The organism is Terriglobus saanensis SP1PR4, from assembly GCF_000179915.2.
GTDB classification, from domain to species: Bacteria; Acidobacteriota; Terriglobia; order Terriglobales; family Acidobacteriaceae; genus Terriglobus; species Terriglobus saanensis.
This window is the reverse complement of record NC_014963.1, coordinates 2,111,569-2,135,150: the sequence shown is the minus strand read 5'-3', so window position 1 is coordinate 2,135,150 and position 23,582 is coordinate 2,111,569. Positions and strand designations below refer to the sequence as shown.

19 protein-coding genes and 1 tRNA gene are annotated in these 23,582 nt (G+C 56.9%); 5 read left to right on the top strand and 15 right to left on the bottom strand.

Translation table 11 applies throughout. The features are described from left to right. Positions 1-29: 29 nt before the first annotated feature. Positions 30-1,190, bottom strand: coding sequence for a tRNA epoxyqueuosine(34) reductase QueG (gene queG / locus ACIPR4_RS08720; RefSeq protein ID WP_245536495.1), 1,161 nt, complete (start codon positions 1,188-1,190; stop codon positions 30-32). A 70-nt stretch (positions 1,191-1,260) separates the two neighbouring features. On the opposite strand from queG, the gene ACIPR4_RS08715 reads away from it, so the two are divergent. Continuing rightward, a tRNA-Ser gene (locus ACIPR4_RS08715) sits at positions 1,261-1,352 on the top strand. Positions 1,353-1,615: 263 nt separating this feature from the next. Here ACIPR4_RS08715 and ACIPR4_RS08710 read toward each other — a convergent pair. Continuing rightward, the gene (locus ACIPR4_RS08710) at positions 1,616-2,332 is read right to left on the bottom strand and encodes a YoaK family protein (protein WP_013568292.1); all 717 of its coding nucleotides are present in this window, start codon (positions 2,330-2,332) and stop codon (positions 1,616-1,618) included. Positions 2,333-2,661: 329 nt separating this feature from the next. Between ACIPR4_RS08710 and ACIPR4_RS21590 the strand changes: the two genes are divergently transcribed. Together ACIPR4_RS21590 and ACIPR4_RS08700 are read left to right on the top strand one after the other, a co-directional pair. Beyond that, on the top strand, positions 2,662-4,203 hold the full coding sequence (locus ACIPR4_RS21590; RefSeq protein WP_013568291.1) for a PLL family lectin: 1,542 nt from the start codon (positions 2,662-2,664) through the stop codon (positions 4,201-4,203). An 18-nt stretch (positions 4,204-4,221) separates the two neighbouring features. Continuing rightward, on the top strand, positions 4,222-4,815 hold the full coding sequence (locus ACIPR4_RS08700; protein WP_013568290.1) for a hypothetical protein: 594 nt from the start codon (positions 4,222-4,224) through the stop codon (positions 4,813-4,815). Between the two features lie 15 nt (positions 4,816-4,830). Here the strand turns inward: ACIPR4_RS08700 and zwf are convergent, their stop codons facing one another. From zwf to ACIPR4_RS08675, 5 genes are all read right to left on the bottom strand, one after another. Then, the gene (gene zwf / locus ACIPR4_RS08695) at positions 4,831-6,216 is read right to left on the bottom strand and encodes a glucose-6-phosphate dehydrogenase (RefSeq protein ID WP_041586574.1); all 1,386 of its coding nucleotides are present in this window, start codon (positions 6,214-6,216) and stop codon (positions 4,831-4,833) included. 100 nt (positions 6,217-6,316) lie between these two features. Then, positions 6,317-7,966 carry a glucose-6-phosphate isomerase gene (gene pgi / locus ACIPR4_RS08690; protein ID WP_013568288.1) on the bottom strand — a complete coding sequence of 550 codons (1,650 nt, stop codon included), beginning with the start codon at positions 7,964-7,966 and terminating at the stop codon, positions 6,317-6,319. Between the two features lie 92 nt (positions 7,967-8,058). Continuing rightward, positions 8,059-10,362 (bottom strand): patatin-like phospholipase family protein, encoded by a 2,304-nt coding sequence (locus ACIPR4_RS08685; protein WP_013568287.1) that lies wholly within the window; start codon positions 10,360-10,362, stop codon positions 8,059-8,061. Between the two features lie 62 nt (positions 10,363-10,424). Beyond that, positions 10,425-11,156: a hypothetical protein gene (locus ACIPR4_RS08680; RefSeq protein ID WP_013568286.1), complete on the bottom strand. Its 732-nt coding sequence runs from the start codon at positions 11,154-11,156 to the stop codon at positions 10,425-10,427. Positions 11,157-11,510: 354 nt separating this feature from the next. Next, a complete protein-coding gene (locus tag ACIPR4_RS08675; RefSeq protein WP_013568285.1) occupies positions 11,511-12,179 on the bottom strand; it encodes an ROK family protein in 669 nt (222 codons plus the stop codon). A gap of 176 nt (positions 12,180-12,355) precedes the next feature. Between ACIPR4_RS08675 and ACIPR4_RS08670 the strand changes: the two genes are divergently transcribed. Continuing rightward, positions 12,356-12,982 carry a response regulator transcription factor gene (locus tag ACIPR4_RS08670; RefSeq protein ID WP_013568284.1) on the top strand — a complete coding sequence of 209 codons (627 nt, stop codon included), beginning with the start codon at positions 12,356-12,358 and terminating at the stop codon, positions 12,980-12,982. 4 nt (positions 12,983-12,986) lie between these two features. Here ACIPR4_RS08670 and ACIPR4_RS08665 read toward each other — a convergent pair whose 3' ends face one another. Beyond that, a complete protein-coding gene (locus ACIPR4_RS08665) occupies positions 12,987-16,064 on the bottom strand; it encodes a sensor histidine kinase (RefSeq protein ID WP_013568283.1) in 3,078 nt (1,025 codons plus the stop codon). Between the two features lie 205 nt (positions 16,065-16,269). Here ACIPR4_RS08665 and ACIPR4_RS08660 point away from each other — a divergent pair, with 205 nt between their 5' ends. Then, the gene (locus ACIPR4_RS08660) at positions 16,270-16,587 is read left to right on the top strand and encodes a hypothetical protein (protein ID WP_041586004.1); all 318 of its coding nucleotides are present in this window, start codon (positions 16,270-16,272) and stop codon (positions 16,585-16,587) included. A 16-nt stretch (positions 16,588-16,603) separates the two neighbouring features. Here the strand turns inward: ACIPR4_RS08660 and ACIPR4_RS08655 are convergent, their stop codons facing one another. The 7 genes from ACIPR4_RS08655 to ctaD are packed head-to-tail and all read right to left on the bottom strand — an operon-like array spanning position 16,604 to position 23,575. Further along, on the bottom strand, positions 16,604-17,470 hold the full coding sequence (locus ACIPR4_RS08655; protein ID WP_013568281.1) for a cytochrome c oxidase assembly protein: 867 nt from the start codon (positions 17,468-17,470) through the stop codon (positions 16,604-16,606). Positions 17,471-17,472: 2 nt separating this feature from the next. Beyond that, positions 17,473-18,999: a cytochrome b N-terminal domain-containing protein gene (locus ACIPR4_RS08650; protein WP_013568280.1), complete on the bottom strand. Its 1,527-nt coding sequence runs from the start codon at positions 18,997-18,999 to the stop codon at positions 17,473-17,475. After that, positions 18,987-19,622 (bottom strand): QcrA and Rieske domain-containing protein, encoded by a 636-nt coding sequence (locus ACIPR4_RS08645; protein WP_013568279.1) that lies wholly within the window; start codon positions 19,620-19,622, stop codon positions 18,987-18,989. Before ACIPR4_RS08645 ends, ACIPR4_RS08650 begins: the two co-directional genes overlap by 13 nt. Positions 19,623-19,651: 29 nt before the next feature. Further along, positions 19,652-20,389: a c-type cytochrome gene (locus ACIPR4_RS08640; RefSeq protein ID WP_013568278.1), complete on the bottom strand. Its 738-nt coding sequence runs from the start codon at positions 20,387-20,389 to the stop codon at positions 19,652-19,654. Beyond that, positions 20,386-21,258, bottom strand: coding sequence for a hypothetical protein (locus ACIPR4_RS08635; RefSeq protein ID WP_013568277.1), 873 nt, complete (start codon positions 21,256-21,258; stop codon positions 20,386-20,388). Before ACIPR4_RS08635 ends, ACIPR4_RS08640 begins: the two co-directional genes overlap by 4 nt. Before the next feature lie 25 nt (positions 21,259-21,283). Next, a complete protein-coding gene (locus tag ACIPR4_RS08630; RefSeq protein ID WP_013568276.1) occupies positions 21,284-21,880 on the bottom strand; it encodes a cytochrome c oxidase subunit 3 in 597 nt (198 codons plus the stop codon). 15 nt (positions 21,881-21,895) lie between these two features. Continuing rightward, on the bottom strand, positions 21,896-23,575 hold the full coding sequence (ctaD, locus tag ACIPR4_RS08625; RefSeq protein WP_013568275.1) for a cytochrome c oxidase subunit I: 1,680 nt from the start codon (positions 23,573-23,575) through the stop codon (positions 21,896-21,898). Between the last annotated feature and the right edge of the window lie 7 nt (positions 23,576-23,582).

Here is a 23,582-nt window from a genome sequence, read left to right as displayed (position 1 = left end):
GCGAAACGAGTACGAGACGTGTGTCGATGCTAGCAGAGCAACCCCTCGCTGGACTTTCGCTGAATCTCGGCGATTGCCCAGGTTGCCGTTTCTGCCAATACAACGTCATCCCCCGCAGCCCATTCCTTCAACTTTGGAAGAAAAGTGACGTCTCCACTATTTCCCATCGCGATGGCCGTGTTGCGGTGAAGACGTTTCCGTCCCGTCCGCTCCAGGGGCGAACCGCGGAAATGCGCCCGGAACTCGGCATTTCCCATCTCCGCAATCCAATGAAGAGAAGGATTGATCAATTCATCCCGGGCATGCATTCCTTCATCGCCGCCCACGGGAGATTTTCTATTCCACGGACAGACGTCCTGGCAGATATCGCAGCCGAAGATCTGCCGTCCCATGGGCGCACGCATCTCCTCTGGAATGCTTCCCTTCTTTTCAATCGTGAGATAGGCGATGCAACGCCCGGCATCCATCTGTCGCGGGGCAATCAGGGCGTCCGTAGGACAAGCATCGATACAGCGCGTACAGCTTCCGCAACGATCCGCCGCTGGCCCCAGCACTGCCCCGGACTGCACCTCCAGTGAAGTCACAATTACTCCAAGCAGAAGCCACGACCCCAGTTCCTGAGACATCACACAGGTATTTTTTCCGATCCATCCTAGCCCGGCGAGTTGCGCAAAATGTCGCTCTACCAAGGGCCCTGTGTCGACATAACTTCTCGTCTGCACACCGGGCGCGGCATCCTGTATCGTCTGCTCCACAGCCCGCAGCTTGGCCAATAAAACGTTGTGATAGTCCGTAGCCTTTTCTCCGTCCCCGCTCCACGCGTAGCGGGCAATCCATCCTTCTGATTTCCCTGCCGGATCGATCGAGCGTGAAGCCGCGGCGTTGTAGTTGAAGGCGCATAAGACCACCGATCGAGCCCATGGAAAGGCCGTATGAATCGATGTTCGCAGCATGTTCCCCTGCTCGTCCGCACGCTGGAGGTAATGCATCTCCGCGCCGCGCCCCTGGGCGATGAACGCGAGAAACCGCTCGCGCAGCAGTCGCTCTCCCTCTGAGCCAGATTCAGGGGCGGGAGCAATCGCAGCGGCATGAAAGCCTGCTTCAAGAGACCGCGCCACAATCCTTGCACGCATCGACTCATCCAGTAAGGAGACGCTGGGTTCAATCACGGGTTGAACGAGTTCCGCCACTCTTCAAGACTAACGGCACCATGTGACGCACGCTTTTCGCTAAGGCTCATTCACGATAGACTGGTGAGACGGAGAGGTGGCAGAGCCCGGTTGAATGCACCTGACTCGAAATCAGACGTACCTTCGCGGGTACCGGGGGTTCGAATCCCTCCCTCTCCGCCAGAATCTTAAAATTTCAAATGAAAACGGTAAATCCCGCTTAAAAAGCGGGATTTTGTTTGCCTAAATCTTCTTGATTTGAATGACAACGATGCTTGAGCGGCTTTTGTCTTACTACGGGAAAGTGTCTTACCAAGGGATTGCTACCTTACCGCGACTGAAGAACACAAGCGTAAAGCGTCGTCGTTTCCGGGCATTTGTCTACAGAAGATTCCCATGCACTTTCCAGCTATCCGCTTGCAATCAAAGTCCGGCTCACCGATGAATCACATCTTCTCCTCGACCCTGTTTCGACTTCTCTGCACGCTTCCTGCGCTGTGTGGGGAAATTTCAGTCAGAATGACGACGCAAGTTAAAAGCAAGATCTCTACCCAGAGCGCACGGTTTCCCATCCGTTTTGCCAGCAGACCGGCAAGAATAGCTCCGAAAGCAAAAGTGACACAGATCAGCGAAAAGTCGATGATGCGAAGTCCTGCGTCTTTTCTTTCCCCACGAAAGAGCCAATCGGTAACTCCCTCGCTCAGGGTTCGCAAATTCCCGGTCGTGAAGGTTGAGTTGTAGGTGTTGCCGTGAATTTTGTTGAAGATTTCAACCTGCATGGACGCCACGAAAGCAATGCTCATGGTGAACCAGATATCTGGCGTTGTGTTTCGGAGAAAGCTAAGAACAGCGAGCGTTGCCATCTCAATTGTCAGTACGAGCAAGGCGGGCTTCCGAACGACGGCTGAAATTCGCGGCACCATCAAGATGCGTGCGGCGGATATGCCAAGCATGAACATGACAATCGGCGGAAGGTGGCGTAGCCCTTGCCTCCAGGATGGCTCGAGGCAGTTGATGCCGAGCAGGACGACGTTCCCCGTCATCGAGTTGGCGAAGACCCGACCGTGATCGAGATAGGTATAACCATCCAGATATCCGCCCCCGAGTGCCAGGAGCACTCCCCTGGTTAGGTCTCGGGTGCCTTCTGTCAGGAATTGACTCATTTCTAATTTTCATCCCCTGCCACCCGAACGGACAGAGGCGGACGGTTGTCCTAACCATAGTCGAATACCAGTGTCCTCAGGAAGAACACGGTGCATGCCGGGAAAGGACTGCGTCTGGAGCACCGTCGCCTATTGTCCTCTTGGAAATTCAGCTTTCAGCAACAAAATCGCAAGATGCGGGTGTATTGTTGCTGCGTTCGTGAACCGCCTCGCCCGCGGTTGCGCAAACCGGCCCAGATAGACGGTCCTTCCCCGAACAACGGCCCCGATTCAGAGCTAGAAGACGCCAGCGGCAACTGAGTTACGCGCGGCGCGCAGAGGAGAGAAACATGAAGCCCATCGCAATCTCAGCGGTATCCTGGAGTGCCAATCGCCTCGATATTTTTGGCCTTGGCACCAATAACGAGATGTTTCACAAGTATTGGAACGGCAGCGCCTGGGGTCCGTCGCCTACCGGCTGGGAGGCACTCGGCGGCATCTTCAACAGTGCTCCAGAGGCCGTTAGTTGGGGGCCGAATCGTCTCGATCTTTTCGGCCTCGGTACCGATAATCAGATGTACCACAAGGCCTGGAACGTCAACGCCTGGTCGCCTTCGCCGACAGGATGGACGCCGTTCGGTGGCGTCTTCAATAGCCGGCCTGTAGCGGTCTGCTGGGGTGCCAACCGCATCGATCTCTTTGGACTCGGCACGGACAACCAGATGTACCACAAGTATTGGAATGGTACTGCTTGGGGGCCTTCGGTCACAGGCTGGGAGGCGCTTGGCGGCATCTTCAACACTCCCCCTGCCGTAGTGTCCTGGGGTCCCAACCGTCTCGACCTCTTCGGCCTCGGTACGGACAATCAGATGTATCACAAGTACTGGAACGGAAGCTCATGGGGTCCGTCGGTCACCGGTTGGGAGGCGCTGGGCGGCGTCTTCGATAGTCCTCCTGCCGCCGTCTGCTGGGGACCCAATCGCATCGACCTCTTCGGTCTGGGCACAGACAACCAGATGTACCACAAGGCATGGAACGTCAATGCCTGGTCGCCTTCCGTAACGGGGTGGACGGCATTCGGTGGGGTCTTCGACAGTCCTCCTGCCGTAGTCGCCTGGGCGCATAACCGTCTCGACCTCTTCGGCCTCGGCACCGACAACCAAATGTTCCACAAGGCCTGGGACGGAACCGCATGGCATCCTTCCATAACCGGCTGGGAAGCACTCGGTGGTGTCTTCAACAGCGCCCCCGCAGTCACTGCGTGGGCTGCCAATCGCTTGGATATCTTTGGCCTTGGCACCGACAACCAGATGTATCACAAGTATTGGAACGGCAGCGCGTGGGGGCCATCGGCGACAGGTTGGGAGCCGCTCGGCGGCGTCTTCAATCTGGCCGCTGTCGGTGACTCCCGGACGCTCGCTCTCGTCGAGCAGCATCAGGTGGAGTCCGAGTGGTGCTGGTCCGCGACGACTTGCAGTATCACCAAGTACTACAACGCGGCATCGACGTGGACGCAGTGCACCCTCGTCAACAAGGCCTATAACCAAACCACATGCTGCACCAACGGCAGCAGCACGTCCTGCAACCAACCCTGGTATCCGGATAAGGCGCTCACCATCACAGGACATCTCAACACGACGACTGGAGGGTCCCTGTCACTTGCTGCAGTGATGCGGGAGATCAACGCGTCCCATCCCATCTCCATCGCCGTCTACTGGTACGGCGGTGGTGGTCATAACCCGGCGATCGACGGATATGACGTCACCAGCCCAGACTATCCTACGATCGATCTCCAGGACCCCATCTACGGACACTCGACGCAGGACTTTGGAACCTTCCCCCACTCCTACAACGGCGGGGCCAACTGGGGAAACAGCTATCTAACCCACTAGACTTTCAGGGAGGACATCATGGCAATTCGATTCGCAACCGAACCTCAGAACGGCTCCGAGACGGTCCGCGCTGGCCTGGACCGTCTCGCTGTCCGGGAGAACAAGCCTCCGGCCCTTCGCGCCTTAAATTTCAGCGCACTGACCGTTACGCCGCCGCACGCTATCTACGACCTCCACGCTGACGAGATCGCAAAAGGAGGAGGATTGGAAACCGCCCATGCCACTGGGTTCCGCTATTACGTAGCCGCCACCGGCGCTTCGGTGGCAGCAGCCGAAGTACACACCGACGCCTCAGGAAAGGCATCGCTGCTTGCTAACTTGAACTACGGGCCCTTCGTAGAAGCCACTTCCAAAGGCTTCACGCAGGTTGCGACCCTCCCCTCCGTGAGTAAAGGATCGTACGAGGCAAGGGCTCTGCGCTTCTCCGCGATCGGCCTCATGGCGATCTGGCTCAAGTCCGACCCGGGGGGAACGGACATCATCTATCCGCTCGCCCCCGCCCCGCCTATGCTGGAGGCGAACAGATCCTACACGGCCGAAGAGTTCCTCACCGCGATTCGCCCCTTGGCGCAAAAGCGCGCAGCCAACACGGAGACAGCAGCTGTCCCATAAGCGATGGACTCGGTTTTAAACCAGTTTTTCACGGGCTGCCGGATCGCTCCAGCCTCCCGGTGGAGTGACTTGGTTCACTTCACTGGGACCCCAGGTTCCGCATTCATAGGTGTGCACCGGGGTGCCTTCCTTCAGGACGGGTTCCACAATGCGCCACGCCTCTTCCACGTAGTCCTGACGAGCGAAGAACGAACTGTCTCCAGCCATGGCGGCTCCAAGCACGCGTTCGTATGCGTCCATTTCATCGGCATGTGGCGAACGGCTGGCGATCATCTCGGCCGGTTGCAAGACAAGACCCTCGGCGCCTGGTGCCAACGACATCATTCCCATCGCAATGGTGACTTCGGGACTGAGCCGGAAGCGAAGGTGGTTTTCAATCGAAGAGCCATCGGCAATGACCGACGGTGGTTTATTAAATCTGACGACAACTTCAGTGGAGGTTACGGGCAGGCACTTGCCCGCTCGGATATAAAACGGAACCCCCTTCCAGCGCCATGAGTTGATTTCAAGCCGGAGCGCAGCGAAGGTTTCGGTTTGCGAGCCCTTCGCAACACCCTGTTCTTCAAGGTATCCACGGAACTGGCCACGAACCAAATCCTGCGAGGAGATGGGAGCAATAGCCTGCAATACTTTGACCTTCTCATTGCGGATGCTATCGCTGTCCAACCGAACGGGAGGCTCCATCGCCAGGTTCGACAGCACCTGAAATAGGTGGTTCTGAACCACGTCGCGGATCGTTCCTGTCAGGTCGTAAAAGCTGCCGCGGCCCTGAATCCCAAAATCCTCGGCCATAGTGATCTGCACGCTTTCGATGTAATTGCGATTCCAAAAGGACTCAACAAAGGAGTTCGCGAAGCGGAATGCCAGCAGGTTGTTTACGGGACGTTTTCCGAGGTAATGATCGATGCGGAAAATATCTTTTTCCTCGAACGCACTGAGCAAGACCTTGTTCAGCGCTTGAGCCGATGCGAGATCGTGACCGAAGGGTTTTTCGACGATGACACGCGCGCCCGTTCCGCAGTTCGATTGAGCCAGTTGCTTCACCACCGTCTCAAAGAGAACAGGCGGGATGGCCAGGTAGTGTGCCGGCTGCTTCGCATCCCCAAGCTCTTTCCGTATCGCCTGAAAGGTCTCCGGGGCTTGGTAGTCGCCATCCACATAGCGGAGCAGGCTTAAGAGCTTTGCGAAGGCATCTGCATCCAGACCACCGTGCTTCTCGACGCTGTCTTTTGCCCGAGCCCGGAACTGGTCGAGATTCCATCCGGCTTTGGCGACACCGATCACGGGCACATCCAGATGTCCTCGCCGGATCATTGCCTGGAGGGAAGGAAAGATCTTTTTATAGGCCAGATCTCCCGTGGCGCCAAAGAATACGAGGGCGTCCGAGTGCGTATTTGTCATTGCAATCCCCTTGTTCGCCGTTGTCGCGGGCGTCTTAATCGTTTTCAAAATCCAGATCGACCCACTCGCTGCAGCATCCAGCAACGAGTGGGCCCTGGCGTTACTTCGCCTTGCGGAAACGACGGATCAGCGCATTGGTGGAACTATCATGCTTCAAAGCCGGTTCGGTAACACCTTCGAGTTCCGGGATAATCCGCTGGGCGAGGACTTTGCCCAACTCAACTCCCCATTGGTCGAACGAATCGATCTTCCAGATAGCGCCCTGCGTGAACACAGAATGTTCATAGAGGGCCACGAGCTTACCCAGCGTTGCGGGAGTCAACTGCTCACCCACAATGGTGTTGGACGGACGATTTCCTTCGAAGACCTTGTGGGGAACCAGGCGGGAGGTGGTTCCCTCTGCTTCCACTTCCGCCGCAGTCTTCCCGAAAGCAAGAGCTTCTGCCTGCGCGATCACATTCGCCAGAAGAATATCGTGATGCCGCCCGAGGGGGTTGAGCGGCTTGGCGAATGCGATAAAGTCACATGGGATTAGATGCGTGCCCTGATGGATCAACTGGTAGAAGGAGTGTTGTCCGTTGGTTCCGGGCTCGCCCCAGTAGATGGCACCGGTCTTGTACGAGACGGTCTCTCCATCCAACGTGACGTGCTTGCCGTTGCTCTCCATCGTCAACTGTTGCAGATAGGCGGGAAAGCGCTTGAGATATTGTTCGTACGGAAGAATGGCCGCAGTCTCCGCGTCGAGGAAGTTGGTATACCAGACTGAAAGAAGCCCCATCAAGACCGGTAGATTGGCTTCAAACGGAGCCGAGCGGAAGTGCTCGTCCATCGCGTGAAATCCGCCGAGTAACTCGCGGAACTTTTCGGGTCCAATCGCCAGCATCGTGGAAAGCCCGATCGCCGAATCCATGGAGTAACGACCTCCAACCCAGTCCCAGAATCCGAACATGTTGGCCGTGTCGATGCCAAACTTGGTCACTTCCTCGGCGTTCGTCGAGACGGCGACAAAGTGCTTTGCGACGGATGTTTCATCTCCTGCCATGCCCGCGACGGACCAGGCTCGCGCACTGCCTGCATTGGTCATCGTCTCAAGGGTTGTGAAGGTCTTGGAAGAGATGATGAACAGTGTCTCTTCCGGAGGCAGGCTGTGCACAGCTTCAGCAAAGTCCGTGCCGTCCACGTTTGAGACAAACGTAAAAGTGAGATCGCGCGTGCTGTAGTGCCGGAGTGCTTCATACGCCATGACGGGACCGAGGTCGGAGCCGCCGATCCCGATGTTCACTATGTGGCGGATCGGCTTGCCGGTGTGGCCCTTCCACGCACCGCTGCGGACTTTGTCGCAAAACGCAGCCATTGAAGTCAGGACGGCATGCACGCCTGGAACAACATCTGCTCCATCGACGAAGATGGACGAATCGATTGGAGCCCTCAACGCTACATGGAGCACGGCACGCTGCTCTGTGACATTGATCTTCTCCCCACGGAACATGGCATCGATTCTTTCCTTCAGTCCCGATGATTCCGCGAGTTTGAAAAGGAGCTGGAGAGTTTCATCGGTAATCCGATTCTTGGAGTAATCGAGATACAGGCCTTCCGCCTCAAGCGCCATCTTCTCCCCACGCGTAGCATCGTTCGCAAAAAGCTCGCGCAAGTGAGTCTTCTTGATGGCCTCAGCGTGAACGGCGAGTTCTGCCCATACCGCAGTGGCATCGGGCGTGGTCTTTGGGATTGGCTGACGATCTGTTTCCATGGTGTGCTCTGCCCTTCTGATAGTTTCTTGATGTTGCTCTCAACCAGTATCCGATAGGACGCTACTTTTTGCCGCTCGGACCGGACCTTGCTTCAGAATAGTCGCCCTAGTGTAAAGAAGATTTTGCGCCGGCCGGCATCTCCTGCCGAACCCGCAACTGTGATGACACCGAACGGCGTAGATGCGACCACGGCGCCGAGGACGTCCTGACGTAAGAATGCGCGATGCTCCGGGGACCACATCTCCCCAGCTTCATAGGCTCCCGCCAGATATACGCCCTGGCCAAGACCAGAGGGTAGCGAAGCGATCTTGCGAAGATATCCCCCACGAACGAAGAAGTCGTCGGTACCGCGATATTCATCGACGGAAGAAGCGGAAAGTCGCAACGGGCCTCCGAGTGTGAAGCGGAAGGGTGCAGCAACGTTTCGACGAAAATAAGTGTCGCCCTGGGCACGAAAGCCAAAGATATTCTTTTGTTGAAAAAGAAATGTTCTGGAAACGCTCGCTTGCGCCAAGGGAGCGTTCTCACTCATCGCGGTGTGGAACAGTGCTCCTGCGGAAACATCCAGGCGCAGACCATGCGGTGAGACTGCGCCGGTCACAGCAGTGTCATAGGAGAAGTGAAGCATCCCCGTCTGCGCTGCCCCCGACAGGTTTTGCGTGTCATCCTCGCCTGTCACAAGCCGCCAGCGCGTGGCCTCGATCTTCCACTGTGCCGTGATCTGCATCTGTCGACTGAAATTCTTTCCCAGGTCGAGTCCTCCGCCTGCATTCTGCTCGAAACGTTCGGAGACTCTCTGCTGATTTTGCCAAAGGTAGACGGGCTGTCGAATGATCCCAAGATGCGGCTGCACGAAGAATCCCGTTGACCATATGGGCTTGTAATATTCGAGTGCTCCCTGTGTTAGAAATCCGAAACGAGCATCTGCCCGAAGCTCAGATCCATAGCCACCGAAGTCCTGATCGACGAGTCGCAGATCAATGTTGTTGCGGGTGACATTCGAGGTAACGGCCGTAAGGTCCGCACCGACAAGAAGGAACGGTGGGCCGTTCCGCACATCTCCGAGGTGGACGATCACGCCTGTATCAGGAGCCTGTGCCTGCGTTCCACTCAGAGGTGGTATTGGGGTGGTTTGAAATGTTTCGAAAGATGCTTCGCGATTTCCCGCGCCCTCCACCTGGCGGAGGGACTTTGTGATCGCTGCGGCGTCGATGGGCTTTTCCTTGAGCGGTTCCAGGCTGCGCGCGATACCCTTCTGCGCAGCGTCCGAACCGCCTTGCACACTGACCTGCAATAGTTTGCCCGGTGGAGGTGCAATCCGTGAGCGACGGTCTTGCAGGTGTGATGTCCAATCTTCTTCGGAGAGACGGTATACGAGCAAGCGATCACCTTGACTTTCGGCCGCAGCGTAGCCGACGGCGATCAACTCCTTCGCCTTGCCGTAGTCCGTCGTGCTGAAGGTCTCGGTGGCTGCGGTGATCAGAAGATCCGCTCGGCTGATACCGGCACGTTCCGTTTTAGCGGTACCTGCCTCAAAGGCACGGGCAAACACACCCAGAATCGAACCCACATCCGATTCGGCAAGACCGGCACTTTTCAGATGAACGGCGATCACTACATCCGCGTTGAGCACGTCTCGCGCGACGGATGTGGGGAGATTGTCGGTGACCGCACCATCCACAAGGTAATGACCGCGATAGCTCACAGGTGAGAAGATTCCCGGAATGGAGATGGATGCGCGAATGGCCTCTGGCATAGGCCCTCCTCGGAAGACCAATGGCTCAAGCGTATTGAGATCCGTTGCGACGCATCGGAACGGAATCGGGAGGTGATCGAAGTCATTCTCCAGTGAATTGTTCGAAGCAAACCGAGAGCGCAAAAAATCATTGAGCGGCGAATCGGACAAGACCGCGTTTCTGACACTGACGCCATGGCGCAGGCCAAGGGTGAGAGCCTGAGGCAGATCGCGGCGGTCCTGCCTGCGGCGATAGCCTATCTGGTCATAGGGCGTTTGCAGAGTGAAGATATCTCCGAAGAGGTTGTCCGTGGCTAGTTTCTGCAGATCCTGCGCCGTTTGCCCAGAAGCGTAGAGTCCGCCCAGGAGTGCTCCCATGCTTGTCCCGGTGAGGCGGTCGACCGGAATATGATTTTGTTCAAACCATAGAAGCACGCCGATATGTGCAAGCCCCAACGCACCACCACCTTCCAGGACAAGACCAATGGATTTTCGGTTTGCCGGAACGATAGCTGGCAATCTCGTAGAAGACTTGCTCTCCGCTTCACTGGCAGCCTGAGTTCGATCGACACTCTGCTCGGAAGCTGGAGATGATGGCAGGGTGGGCAATGTCTGCGCGCGTAGCGGGAGAGCCGCAACGATGCAGAGCAGGAGGGTCATAGCACCCCTGCTCCGACGACGCGACGTCCAATCTCCTGTTCTCATGGAATACCCTTGAGCCCCTAGTTACGTCGGAACAGCTTGCGTGAGACGTCGGGCCAGAATTCACGAACGACCATAAACCCGCCGTCGACCAGCACATTGCTGAGCCAGCGCTGCCCCGTCTTCGTCCAAGTTCGATACTGGTCGGGATAATAGGCCGTCGAAATGCCCGCCGCTGCGCCTGCACCGATGACCTCCGACGCGTTGAATGTTTGCCGTTGACCATCCGTCCGCGTAATCAAAACACGCGAAAGCGCATAGCCGGTTCGCCTGGCAATCCCACCGTGGCCAAGCCCGTAGTAGCGGCTGTCCTGTTTCAGAGCGATGGGAAGCAACGATTGAACGGTGATGTTCTCCACCGCCTGATCGGCGAAGGCATGCCAGTAGTAACGACCATAGCCCTGCGCTCCTTGACGAAAAGCTGGGTAGGTGTTGCTCGCCTGCCCCAGACCCGCTTTCGCACCGGAAAAAAGAATGCCGGATGGGCCAAAGCTGCTTGAGATTCCAACGGCAAGCTTTTCCCGCGGGGTCTGCGGACCAAGTTGGATGGCCGCATCATAGGAGCGAAAGGTAGAAAAGAAACTGGTTCCCGGTCTGTCGTCTAACGGCTGCGCTGAAGAGCTCACGGAGGTCCGATTGACCGAAGGAGTATCCGGCAACGCCGTTTCTGCGACCGCATGCACTGCCCCTAAGATCAGGAATGCGGATAACATCGAGTTGAGATAACGGAAGCGCAAAGGATTTGCTTTCATGGACGACCTCACGATCAAGCGCAAGCCGCAGTGAATGGTTCGCAGCGTTCACACGTGCACAGGAAGATGCTATTCAGTTTGTGGCGATCGAATTACCGTCTTACGATCTCAAGCTTGCTGCGAAACGGAAACGTGAGGAACGGTGATCTCACTGTGAGGCTGTGTGCTTCTCTTGAGGTTCCTTGCGCGTTGCAGACCTCGCACACGGCTATCAACTCACTGTGATATTGACGGCGAGACATGAGCAATGGGAACTTTCCGAGGAGCGCTCACAAAAGTTCGCCGCTGCCTTAGGAAACAACGGCCAGAACTTCGGATCTCTTGTGCCACGCCGCACGCAGCGTGGCACAAACTTTAGATGCGCTGGTAGCGCTTCTGCCAGAGCAGAAATCCACCCTTAAACGCGTTTTCGTTGGAGCCGATCAGCACATTGCGTGGTGCGGGATTGAGAAGTGCAGCATTCCCACCGCCCAGAACCACGTAGTCCGTCTCCAATGCCTGCTGAAGAGTGCTTATCACCTCCAGGACGTTCTTCAGCCACTTCTTTTTTCCATCGTGCTTGAGGGCCACCGCGCCAAGGTAGTCCTCATAAGTTTTGCCCTTCTTGCGCGGCAGATGCGCCAGTTCCATGGGCTGCACCACCCCATCCACCACCATGGCAGAACCCAATCCCGTTCCAAGGCCGAGATAGAGCATGCGGCCCTTCCGATAGCTTCCCAGGGCCTGGAGTGCCGCATCGTTAATGATGCGGACCCGCTTGCCGCTGAAGGCCTTTTCGAAATCGAACTTCAGCCATCCGGGCGCCAAATGGTGCGGTTCGAGCAAAATCTTGTTGTGGACCACAGATCCCGGGTAACCGATGGTCACGCGATCGAATTTCCAGGATTCCGTCTGCTCCATCATCTGGGCCATCATCGCCTCCGGCGTCATCTTCGGCCCCGAGTCGAACTTGATGGCCTTTCGCTGGCGCTGCGTTCGGAACTTCACATGAGTCCCGCCGATATCGATAACAAGTATGTCCATAACTCTCCGCCCTCGCTGTGCTTTTCATTATGTATGCAATCCCATCTGCGTGCGCGGCAAGAAGACATCTGAAATCCACACTTTCGGGTAGAAGAGAAGCCTGTATCCGGTGATATTGTCGGTGTCGTAGATGGGATATCCGTCTCCGCTTTGTGACAGATAGGAGTGACGGCGCGATGTCTTCAACACGGATCAGAATTCTCTGCGTAGACGATCATCCCATCGTACGGGACGGCATTGCGTATGCGCTCCAACAGCAGAACGATATGGAACTGGTGGCAGAGGCGACCAATGGACACGAGGCCATTGAAGCGTTTCGAAAACACAAGCCCGACGTGACACTCATGGATTTGCAGATGCCAGGGATGAGCGGCATCGAAGCCACGGCCGAAATTCGGAAGGAGTTTCCCCAGGCGCGGATCGTAATCCTAACAACCTACTCGGGCGACATCCAGGCCTCACGCGCCTTGAAGCTTGGCGCGGTGGGATATCTCTTGAAGGGAATGTTGCGCACTGAGCTAGTGGATACGATCCGGCGTGTGTATGCGGGACAGCGGCATATTCCCCCGCAGATAGCATCGGAGATTGCAAACCACTACAGCGCGGATGCCCTCTCTGAGCGCGAAATCCAGGTTCTGCGCGAGGTCTCTGCGGGCTCTTCAAATAAATCCGTTGCGGACAAGCTCTTCATCTCGGAAGATACGGTCAAGGGGCACATGAAGAGCATCCTCGCAAAGCTACAGGCGAACGACAGAACCCATGCTGTCATGATCGCAGTGAAGCGCGGCTTTATCGACGGTTAACGTATCAGGACTCCATTTCAGGTTCGGAGTCCAACCCGGTTGCGGTGCGACGAAATTGCAGGAGTCGTTGCAACCACACGAGGCGCGCGCTGGGGTAGAGATAGGCTCTCCTGGCGGGCACACGGATCTCGATTTCGGTTCCACCGCCGGGAGAGCTCCATATCTGCAACCTGCCTCCGATCGTAGCGACACGTTCCCGCATGCCGATGAGTCCCCAATGTCCGGTGCGCTGGCCGGTGGCGAGTACAAGAGGAGGAAGGCCGACGCCCGTGTCGCAACACTTCATCACGAGTTCAGAGCCCCCGTAGGTCAGGATCACCTCGGCGCCTGCAGCCCTGGCGTGAAGGACGGTGTTAGTAAGCGCTTCGCTGGCGATGCGGTAGAGCTCCGCTTGAGCCGTTCCATTCAGAGCCTGGCGCTGTCCGTTCTCTACGATCTGGAACGTCATTCTCTGTTGGATCTCCATCTCCTGTGCACGCTTTGCAATGAGGCTCACGAGGTCTGCACCTTCCGCAACTTCATCCCTCAGAGATTCGACCTGGCTACGGGTTTCGAGATAGACCGCGTCGGCACGGACGAGAGCTACCTCCAACGATTGCCGCGCGGGAGTATGTTCTGGCAGTGTCTGAGCAGCGAAGTGGAAGCGGAGCATTAGACCATGTACGGATTGGAGAAGTGTGTCGTGCAATGCGCGTGCGATACGCAGACGCTCATCCGAGCGCTCTTTCAGGCGATCTTTTAGAAGATTCGTGAGATATTGCACACGGAGGAGATAGAGCAGATAGAGAAGCGTCAGAGCAACGATTGCAGAAAGAAGATAGAACCAGACCGTTTGATAGAAGGCGGGCGTGATGGTGATGACAGGCGGTGCGGAAAATTCCTGCCATGGTGCAGCTCCGTTCGATGCGCGCACGCGAAAACGATAGCTGCCAGGCCGAAGGTAGGTGTAGAAGGCTTGGCGGCGGTTGCCTACTTCGCGCCATGCCTTATCTTCACCTTCAAGCATGTACTGATAAGAGACTTTCTCCGGCGCGGAGAGGTCGATGCCGATGTAGTCGATCTCGAGCTCTTTCAGGGAGGCGGCACTTGTCGTAACCAGCGTGGGCGCATGCTCCCGGTCCATGATGGTTATGCCATTCATAGAGACGTTCTGCAGGGACAATACCGGAACGGACTTGCGCAGAGAGAGAGCTTCAGAATCGACCGAGTAGATGGCACCCGACATAGAGAACCACAACAGACCGTTCTTGTCAGCTACGGCTGAGGGAGTGGGCTTGATCTGTGTCGCTGTGCCTTCGACTCCCTGCCGGTCGTCGAGAATGTCGTAGTCGAAGGACATTGGTCCGTGCGATAGCTTGTTCAACTCTGACGCGCGAATGCGGACGATACCCACGCTTGTGTTCAGCCAAAGGCTTCCGGACGGATCTTCCACGATTCCCGAAGTACCTCGAAGGACACTTGCCCCATTGAGAGAGACGCGCCGGAAGGCTCCATGATCCAAATAGGCGAGACCATTGGCTCCCGCGGCCCAGAGTCTGTCGTGCGAGACCGCGAAAGTAAGGACATTCCCGAGGTCGGCACTTTGATGCGTCGTAAATGTGTGGACACCATGTTCATCACGCATCGCGATGCGGCTATCCGGATAGCCGAGCCAGACATGCCGCTCCTTGTCACGGAAGATCGTGAGCGGATGTTCCGTGGGCAGACTCGCGTTGTGGATCTGCTGCCAGTGACCGTCAAAACGCCACAGGCCAAACTCGTCGAAGGAGATGAGCAATGCCCCGTCGTAGTCCAGACCGATACTTTGCGCTGGTACCCGGTGAATCTCGTCAGGGACGGGAAAGCGGAACATCCTGCCACCCTCATATTTGGTGAGCATATTGAAGAGGGGGTCCACCAGCCATACACGTCCCTGATCGTCGCAGACCATAGGGCTTGAGCCAATTTCTCGTCCCATAGCTGTGAGCGTATCTCCGGACGCGTGCACTAGGGGATGCGCCAGCATGGCAATCCAGACACCACTTTGCGCGTCTGCCGCAAGGGCGGGATAGTATTCGACGCGAGTATTTCTGAGAGACTTCAGCGGAGAAGACTGAAAGCGGTCGAGTCCACGCGAGGTGCCTACCCAGATATTGCCATCGCGATCTCGCAGGATCGAGTTCGTCTGCTCCGAGCTCAGATCGGTCTCTTCGACGAGCGGGCTAGAAGGTTTGTGAAAGATCGCGACTTTAAAGTGAGACACCCCGCGATAATCCTGGGCCATCCACATGGTTCCGGAAGGTTCGATCAAGGTGCGTGTGTAGCTTGGTACGTGGATCTCTGTGTCTGAGGAGTTTGGCTCAAGAGGACGGATGACGCGCCAACCATCGCTTAGCCAGATCTGTCCGTCCGGCGCCTCGGCCAGGTCCACGATGATGAAGGTCTTGGTTGGGTAGAGATCGAATGCACCATGGCCGGGATGAAGCACGAAGAGCTTCTGGCGCGCGGAGGTCCAGAGATTGCCGTGGCTGTCGAAGAAGAGGCTCCAGAGGGGCTCATCCGGCAAACCATGCGCTTTTCCAAAATCCTCCCAATGATCGTCCCGCAGAACGAGAAGCTTGTTATCTGCGATCGCCCAGACCGACTTATCGCTTCGCACGACAATCTTCAGTGCGGACTTCGGTCCACGCCCGTTGGTTTTGTCGTAGCTGGTGAGAACACCATCCCTCGTGAGGTGGCTGATGCCACCACTGAGCCTGAAACCAATCCATAGGCCACCGTCAAGATCCGAAGTTAGCGCATCGATGTCGAGGGCCGGCAGTTTAGCTTCCATGGTCGTCATCGGATAGCTTGCGAACTGGAGACCATCGAAGCGGTAGAGACCAAGTGGCGTTCCAAGCCACAGATATCCATCTATGGTCTGAGCTAGCGCCGCGATATTTTCTGGCGCTCCGTCGCGCCCCATCCATTTCATGTGAGCCACAACAGGCTTCATCTCAGGAGAGAACGATGCTGGTTGAAGCCCAAGGCCCTGGCCATACGACACAGTAGCTCGCAAGAGGACGAGCAAGAGCGCCAGGGCGTGATGTGATCTAAGACTCACGTTCGCATCCGTCTTTCATCGTTCTGAGCTGCGATAGCTTCTGCGGCGTACTGCATGGGGTTTCACTCAAGGTAGCACTACTGCTGCGAGGGCAACCCGAAAGGGTTGCTGCTCCATTACCCTTCGTGAGCTTACAGGCTGCAACGGGGCTCTCTAGCCTTGGTACATGTTGAATTTTCCGAGGGGACATTCCGGTCTGGGCTTAATGCTTCTACGTATTACGGCCTCTGGCCTGCTCGTGGCCGTCGCCTGCAACAACCTCTCTCGTGGGGACGCCAGCGTGCTTTCTGTATCGATCATGATCCTTGCAATCTTCCTCGCGCTGGGACTTTTCACAGTAGCCGCTTCAAGCCTCGCAGCAGTGATCTCCATGACGCTCCCCTTCCTGCTTCATCAGGAGACACTGGCCGCAAGCACGGTAACTGTTTCGGTCTGCGTTGCGCTAGCCTTGCTGGGTGCCGGAGCATACTCTGTCGACGCTCGCCTCTTCGGGCAGCGGCGCGTTGTCTGGCCAAATCACTGAGGCTGATACGTTCGCATCACGAATGTACTGTTGCACGGCGAGCCTCAGGCAATGGGCGAGAACTCCCATGATCCTTTGTTTCGATCAGTCGATAGGCGATCAGCACTGCTGGAACAAGAAATGCCAGCGAACCCAGGACCCACATGATGACCGCTCCCAGAACCTGGTCATCCGCGGACGAGATTTGAAATGGATTGGGTCGATTGAGATAGTACGAGTAAACCGGACGTCCGCAGAATGCCAGGAAGGCGGAGAGCATCGTATTCACCACGTCCGCTGAAATAAGGTAGATCAGAATTCCCCAATTTCTGCTGTGCCTCTCCGATGGCCAGGGTTTCAAAATGCACCACCAAAACAAGATCGATGTTCCGAGAAAGCACATGTGTTCTATTGCATGCCAGTCCTCATGCTCAAGTGCGAAGTCGTAGGCAGCAGGAACATGCCAGCCAAGATAGGTCAGGTTCATCGCCAGCCATGCGACCAATGGAATCACCAACCAGTGGCCCAGGCGACGCAGGAACGATGAGCGGATGAACGGGATCATCAACGGACGCAGTGCTGACGGCACTCCACGCAGCAGCGGAACAACTGGCCAACCGTAGAGTAAAAGCGGAGGCACTACGGACATCAGGAGAAGGTGTTCGCACATATGAGCGCTTAACATCGCGTCGGCGAAACCATCCAGCGGGGATCCGATGGCCACCCAAAGAATCACCAATCCAGCGAGGAAAGAGATGAGCCGCAGAACATGGAAGTACTCTGGGCGCGTCTTTCGGATCGCATACCAGCCACGCGCATAGAGGATCGCTATCGCCAGGAGCGAAAGGGTCAACCAGAGAGGCAAAGACCAATCGGCAAGGACCTCCTGCGCAGCACTGGGCATCGCTATCGGACCTTTCTGACGGGCTGCGGCGGTTGCAGCAACTGCAACTCGCTGATGTGGGTCAACTCACGCGATGAGTCTATGGCCGGTTCGAGGTTATTCCCGCGCAACGTCATCAGAAAACCGACCAGCGCCTTCGTCTCCGATGGATTCAGCGCGTTGCCGTAGGCGGGCATATTGCCGCCGCCCTGCAGCACCTGACGAATGATCTGATCTTCCGTCATCCGTATCGCGATCTCGTCGAGCGCAGGACCACGCTGCCCTCCCCGACCGTCCAGGGCGTGGCAGTTGCGGCACTGTTTGTTCTGTAGAACGAGCGCTCCCTGACGCTCTATGGGAGTGCGATGAAGCAGATACTTCGAAGGGACTGGATCGGCCGTCCAGGCATCCATCACCGGGCTCCATGGAGTGTATGTCCCGAGCCGGGTAAAGATGCCGAGGGACACTGCAAGAACCGAGACAGTCAGGACGGCGACGGGTCTCCGCGCCCAGTGGCGTTCGCCTTCGCTTGCGAAGAGAGGCAGCAGAAGCAGCCCAGCTATGCCAAGCACGGGGACTATGAGGATGACAGGTGTCTCGATCGAAGGCGGCAGAAAGGCAAGCACCGCATAGATCCAGAGAAAGGCAAAATCAGGCTTTGGTGCAGTCTGAATGATCGTCGGATCGGGCGGGCCGCCTGGACCGAAGGGTCCGAAGAAGAAGGCGCAGGCCATGACGGAGAACATGATGGCGGCGGCGAAGACTGCGTCCTTCCAGGCTGCATCCGGCACGAAGGGGATGCCTGTCTTCTCAGCCAGTTCATGATATTCGCGCTCGTAGGTCGACTTGCGAACGATTCTTCCGGGCATGGGCCAGTCACTAACACCGTGGCGCAGCACCATCCAAACGTGCACGCCCACCCCGGCGAGCAGAAGTCCTGGGATCACGAAGACATGAAGCGTGAAGAAGCGCGAAAGCGTAGCGGCCCCTACGATTGGTCCACCCAGCATGAGGTGGACCAGGGGCGCACCGATCCATGGGACTCGACTCACGATGGAAGCCCCGATGCCGAGACCCCAGTACGCATCCTGGTCGAAGCGCATGACCTGCCCCGTGAAGGCCATACCAAGCGTGAGCAGAAGAAGCCCGATCCCAACGATCCAGGTCAGCTCTCGCGGAAATTTAAAAGCTCCAAAAAGAAAGACCTGCACCATATGGATGAGCACGATGGCGATCATGAAGTCTGAACCCCAGCCGTGGAGCGCGCGAACGTACCAGCCAAGGGCAACGTTGTGATTCAGAAACTGAAGACTTCCCCACGCCTCATTGGCGGAAGGGCTGTAAATCAACGCAAGTAAGATGCCCGTCATCACCTGCATGATGAGAAGCACTGTGGCCGCACTGCCGAAGACATACCACCAGCTCGCGTTGTTCGCAGGTGTCGGATGAGCGGCTGCTTTGCTTATGGGCTGAATGAGACCAAGACGGTGCTCGATCCACTCATAGGTCTTGAATGCGGCGGTGAGTCCGCGCTGCTTCAGGCTTGCCATGGCTTGGACCTCGTCTCGGTGGCGGCTGGTTCTATCTGGACTAGAGGCTTCTCTTTGCATGCAGCTTGCGTTGCGAGTGTTGGCATATCACCAGCGTGGATCGACAGGGAGTCACCATCGAGCTTGTACCTGTACTCAAACAGGCCTCGCTCGGGCGGACCCGAGGCGCGGGAACCGTCTTCGTAGTACGCCCCTCCATGGCATGGGCACATGAAGAGTTTCGATTGAGCGAACCAGCGCACCGGGCAGCCAAGGTGAGCGCAGTTGATCGCGAAGACCTGAAACTGCTGCGCAGAGATGCGTCGGACCCAGCAGGCCACCTTGCCTGTCTCACCATCGCCGAGGCTTCTGACGGGGCTAAGAAAGTCCGCGAGCTTTGTCTCTCCAACCGCAAAATCCTTGGCCGAACCGAGTGTTACCCAGGAACCTTTGCTTGAGGCCTTCTTCGTTGCCGGTCCCAAAAGATAACCTACGAGCGGCACGGCGAGCACCGTCCCAACGGCAGCATTCAACGCGACCGCGAGCTTGAACAGGAAGGTGCGGCGTGAATGCGCCGCTGCCTTCTCTTCCGGGGATAGATCGTTGCTGCTGGACTCTTCGGGGGATTGCAACAGTTCGCTCATACTGGTCTCCGCTTGCTCTTCTGGGTTACTCACTTCTGATATGGCTGGCCCGGCATCGCGACGCGATGGCTCGCGAGCCATGCCACCGTGTCTGTCATCTCCTGATCCGTCATGGGACGCGCCTCGGTACCGACGAGGTCGGAGCGCCAGTCGGGCATACCCGTCTCCGGCTGTCCGGCAAGGATCGTGCTGCGCAAGCTTTGATCGCTGACCAATGCGAGATAGGCCGGATCGACGAGCGAACCCGTATACCTTGTCTTACCTGTTGCGATACCGGCAGCATCGGTGCCGTGGCAACGAGCGCAGAAGACAGTAAAGGCCTTCTGACCCTGCACCGGATCGCCGACGGAAGCATTCTGATACGGTGGAGCAGTCGCACCGGCCACCGCATTGGGGCGCCCCCATGCCTCAACCATTCCTTGCGCCAAAACGGCGATCTGCTGATCGGTCAACATGCCTCCGGCAAGATGGCCAAAGGCCGGCATCATGGTGCCTGCAACTCCGTCCCGCGTGATGCGTTCGATGTTGGCCTTCCCCGCTATCGCTAGATACAGCGGATTGGCGAGAGAGATCGCGGCACCACTCTTCCCCTCACTCCCGTGACAACCGGCACAGTTCTGTTCATAGAGCGGCCTAAAGCTGACCAACTGCTCCGGTCTCCCAACTTCCGGCTCGGATCCGGGTCGTCCGGGCACGTTTTTGCAGCCGGTGCTGAGAAGAGCCAGACCGAGACAGACCAACGAAAGGGTAACGAAGCGCAAGGTCATCGCTGGGTATCCTTCTCGTTTGCGGATTCCACTGGATTGTTCGGGCGGTCCCCACGGTCGGATTCAATACCGGCGCGGATGGAGAATGGCAACGCCCTGAACTGCGGTGTGCGGATCCTGGCATGCCGGTTGACGACATAACCACACACTAGACCGAAGGCAACCTGTGAAAGGACGAACCATAACCAATCAATGCGTGTATTCAGGATGGGACTCACGATACCTAGAACCGAATACATGATGCCGGTGAACAGAAGCGGTATCGTCAAACCGGCGGTGACGATGGGATGCCTTGGGTACATCGGCAAGATTGCTCCGTAGAGAAGGCCTACGAGCAGTGAAGTGAGTCCGTGGATCACGATCGCAGCGAGCAGACCGTTGAGATGGAACTCACTCAGAAAGGCATCACTCGCGCCCGCCCAGCTAATAAATCCACCAGCAGCGAGCAAATTGGCCGCATACCAGACGCTGTGATAGCGGAGCAAGCTGAAGAGGGCAGCGGGAACAGTCATGGCAACGCCGCCTGCGATACCGCCTTTGATCCCAGTCACTATATGGAAGGTTTCAATGGGAAGGATTTTGCGGTGCTCCGCGCTGGTGGGAAACCGTTCCATCAGCGTGCGGCTGCTGATGACCTTTACCTCCTGAACGTCTACCGGAATACTTTCGTGCTGTTCTCTGGGAAGCACCTGCATAAACCAGCCGAAGCTGCTCATCATGACAAGCAGGAGACCAAGAAGGCCAACAACAATATTTGTGACCATGCCCGCCAGGATGAGCGAGATCCCAAGAGCAAGGACCATCGGCCACGCTGTCGGCGATGGAAGATGAACTACGTTCGCATCAAGATGTTCGCGACCTGGTTGCACGATCTCTCCTTTCAGGACTTCGGATTCATCTGCCAAGTACATAGACCACGAGAAACACTACGACCCAGACGGCATCGACGAAGTGCCAGTAGAGCGAGAGCACTTCAAGCCGCCCGGTATCTCTGCTGCTCATCTGGCCGCGCAAAGAAAAGAGCAGCGCTAGCGAGAGCATGAAGAGACCAACGATCACGTGAGTTGCATGAAGTCCTACGAGCGAATAGAACGTTGTGCCGAAGAGATTGGTGCGAATGGTCAAGCCATCGCGATAAATCAGGTGATGCCACTCCATGCCCGTGCCAACCAGGAAGATGCCTCCGAGCAGCACTGTTGCCCCCAGCCAGAGGGAACAGAGCGACTGTGCTCCCTTGTGAAGTGAAGTGACCGCGAGATGTACGGTGAGACTGCTCGACAGAAGGCAGATGCTGGTGAAGACAGGCAGTTCGAGAACATCGTGTGGCGTCGGCCCGCTAAGACTCTTGCCTATATAGAAGAGATAGGCGACGACGAAGATGAGGAAGATTGCCGCTTCCGCGAGAATGAGGCACGCCATGCCGACGATGCCGCGCGAGGGCAACTGCCAGTCTTCGATCTCACTCTGCGGGATGATGGCTGCCTGGTTCATGCTGCTTTCCCTCCCCTACTCATATCTGCTATCCGAGTCCTCGGGATGTTTGAGGTCCCAGAGCGGGCGGCGGCTCTCGACGGTTGGAATCTTCGCGAAGTTATAGGAGGGTGGTGGAGAGGTTGTCGACCACTCAAGTGTCCAGGCGTCCCACGGATCAGCACCGGCGACTGCGCCTTTGAAGTAAGACAAGATCATGTTGTAAACAAAGATCAGTGTGCCGATGGCCTGAATGAAGCCGCCGCAGGAGACAAGCATATTCAGCAGTGTCCAACCCCGGTCCGCCTCATAGGTGTAAATCCGTCGCGGCATACCGAGAATGCCTGGGATGTGCATGAGGTCGAAGGTGAGGTGAAAGCCGATGAAAAAGATCCAGAAGTGCCACTTACCCAATTTCTCGTTCAACATGCGTCCGGTCATCTTGGGAAACCAGTAATAGAACGCCGAGAAGAGCATGAAGAGAATCGCTCCCACCAGAACGTAGTGGAAGTGGGCTACAACGAAGTAGGAGTTTCCCAGTTGCCAATCGAAGGGGGCGGCAGCCAGCATGATGCCGGTTAGTCCAGCTAGAAGAAACTGGAAGAGAAATCCGATCGCAAACAACATCGCTGCGGTGAAATGGATCTTTCCTCCCCACAGCGTCGCGAGCCAGTTGAAGATCTTGATGCCGGTTGGAACGGAGATGACCATCGTCGCAAAAGTGAAGAAGGTGTTGGCTCCCGGCCCCATGCCTACCGTGAACATGTGGTGAGCCCACACGCTCAGGCTGACGAAACCGATACCGACTGACGCCGCCACCATGGCTGCGTACCCGAAGACCGCCTTGCGCGAGAAGACAGGGATGATCTCATTGGCGAATGCAAACGCTGGCAAAACAAGAATGTAGACCTCGGGATGTCCGAAGATCCAGAAGAAGTGCATCCAAAGAACGGCCGATCCGCCTGCCTGTGTATCGAAGAAGTGCGATCCGAGATAGCGGTCGAGCATCAGCATGATTTGGGCCGCGGTCAATGGGCTGACCGTAACGAAAACCATCATGGACGTGACTAGATAGAGCCAGACGAGCAGTGGCATCCGGCCCATCTTCATCCCAGGGCAGCGCATGCTGATGATGGTCGCGACAATGTTCACTGCCGTGCCGACGGTTCCGATACCACTCAGCAAAACGGCGAGCGTCCAATAGTCCGTGCTGTGACCGGGTGAAAAGGCATGGGCAGTAAGCGGTGCGTAGGCCCACCAACCAACATCCGGGGCGCTTCCCGCGCCGTAGAGTCCGTCGCCGCCGAGGTAGCTGAAATAAAGCAGTGTGCCACCAAAGGCCGAGACCCAGAAGCTGAAGGCGTTCAGCCGCGGAAACGCCATGTCGCGCGCACCAATCATGAGCGGGATAAGGTAGTTGCCGAAGCCAAACAGAATCGGCATCCCGACGAAGAAGACCATCGTCGTGCCGTGCATCGTAAAGAGCCGATTGAAGGCCTGCGGAGATAAGAAGTGATTGTTCGGGATTGCGAGTTGGATACGTATCAGAATGGCTTCAAATCCGGCGACCACCAGAAAGAAAAGAGCGTAGCCGATGTACAGCAAACCGATCCTCTTGTGATCGACCGTGGCCAGCCAGTCGTGCAGCGTCTCCAACAGAGATGGGCGAGCGATGGGCCGTGGTGTCTGATCGAGGATAGCGGTCCGCGTTGCCATTGGCTCT

Excerpts from the sequence above, each read along its gene's own strand:
- ACIPR4_RS08710 (WP_013568292.1), bottom strand. The coding sequence starts at position 2,332 with ATGAGTCAATTCCTGACAGAAGGCACCCGAGACCTAACCAGGGGAGTG.
- ACIPR4_RS21590 (WP_013568291.1), top strand. The coding sequence starts at position 2,662 with ATGAAGCCCATCGCAATCTCAGCGGTATCCTGGAGTGCCAATCGCCTC.
- ACIPR4_RS08700 (WP_013568290.1), top strand. The coding sequence starts at position 4,222 with ATGGCAATTCGATTCGCAACCGAACCTCAGAACGGCTCCGAGACGGTC.
- zwf (WP_041586574.1), bottom strand. The coding sequence starts at position 6,216 with ATGACAAATACGCACTCGGACGCCCTCGTATTCTTTGGCGCCACGGGA.
- pgi (WP_013568288.1), bottom strand. The coding sequence starts at position 7,966 with ATGGAAACAGATCGTCAGCCAATCCCAAAGACCACGCCCGATGCCACT.
- ACIPR4_RS08685 (WP_013568287.1), bottom strand. The coding sequence starts at position 10,362 with ATGACCCTCCTGCTCTGCATCGTTGCGGCTCTCCCGCTACGCGCGCAG.
- ACIPR4_RS08680 (WP_013568286.1), bottom strand. The coding sequence starts at position 11,156 with ATGAAAGCAAATCCTTTGCGCTTCCGTTATCTCAACTCGATGTTATCC.
- ACIPR4_RS08675 (WP_013568285.1), bottom strand. The coding sequence starts at position 12,179 with ATGGACATACTTGTTATCGATATCGGCGGGACTCATGTGAAGTTCCGA.
- ACIPR4_RS08670 (WP_013568284.1), top strand. The coding sequence starts at position 12,356 with ATGTCTTCAACACGGATCAGAATTCTCTGCGTAGACGATCATCCCATC.
- ACIPR4_RS08660 (WP_041586004.1), top strand. The coding sequence starts at position 16,270 with ATGCTTCTACGTATTACGGCCTCTGGCCTGCTCGTGGCCGTCGCCTGC.
- ACIPR4_RS08655 (WP_013568281.1), bottom strand. The coding sequence starts at position 17,470 with ATGCCCAGTGCTGCGCAGGAGGTCCTTGCCGATTGGTCTTTGCCTCTC.
- ACIPR4_RS08650 (WP_013568280.1), bottom strand. The coding sequence starts at position 18,999 with ATGGCAAGCCTGAAGCAGCGCGGACTCACCGCCGCATTCAAGACCTAT.
- ACIPR4_RS08645 (WP_013568279.1), bottom strand. The coding sequence starts at position 19,622 with ATGAGCGAACTGTTGCAATCCCCCGAAGAGTCCAGCAGCAACGATCTA.
- ACIPR4_RS08640 (WP_013568278.1), bottom strand. The coding sequence starts at position 20,389 with ATGACCTTGCGCTTCGTTACCCTTTCGTTGGTCTGTCTCGGTCTGGCT.
- ACIPR4_RS08630 (WP_013568276.1), bottom strand. The coding sequence starts at position 21,880 with ATGAACCAGGCAGCCATCATCCCGCAGAGTGAGATCGAAGACTGGCAG.
- ctaD (WP_013568275.1), bottom strand. The coding sequence starts at position 23,575 with ATGGCAACGCGGACCGCTATCCTCGATCAGACACCACGGCCCATCGCT.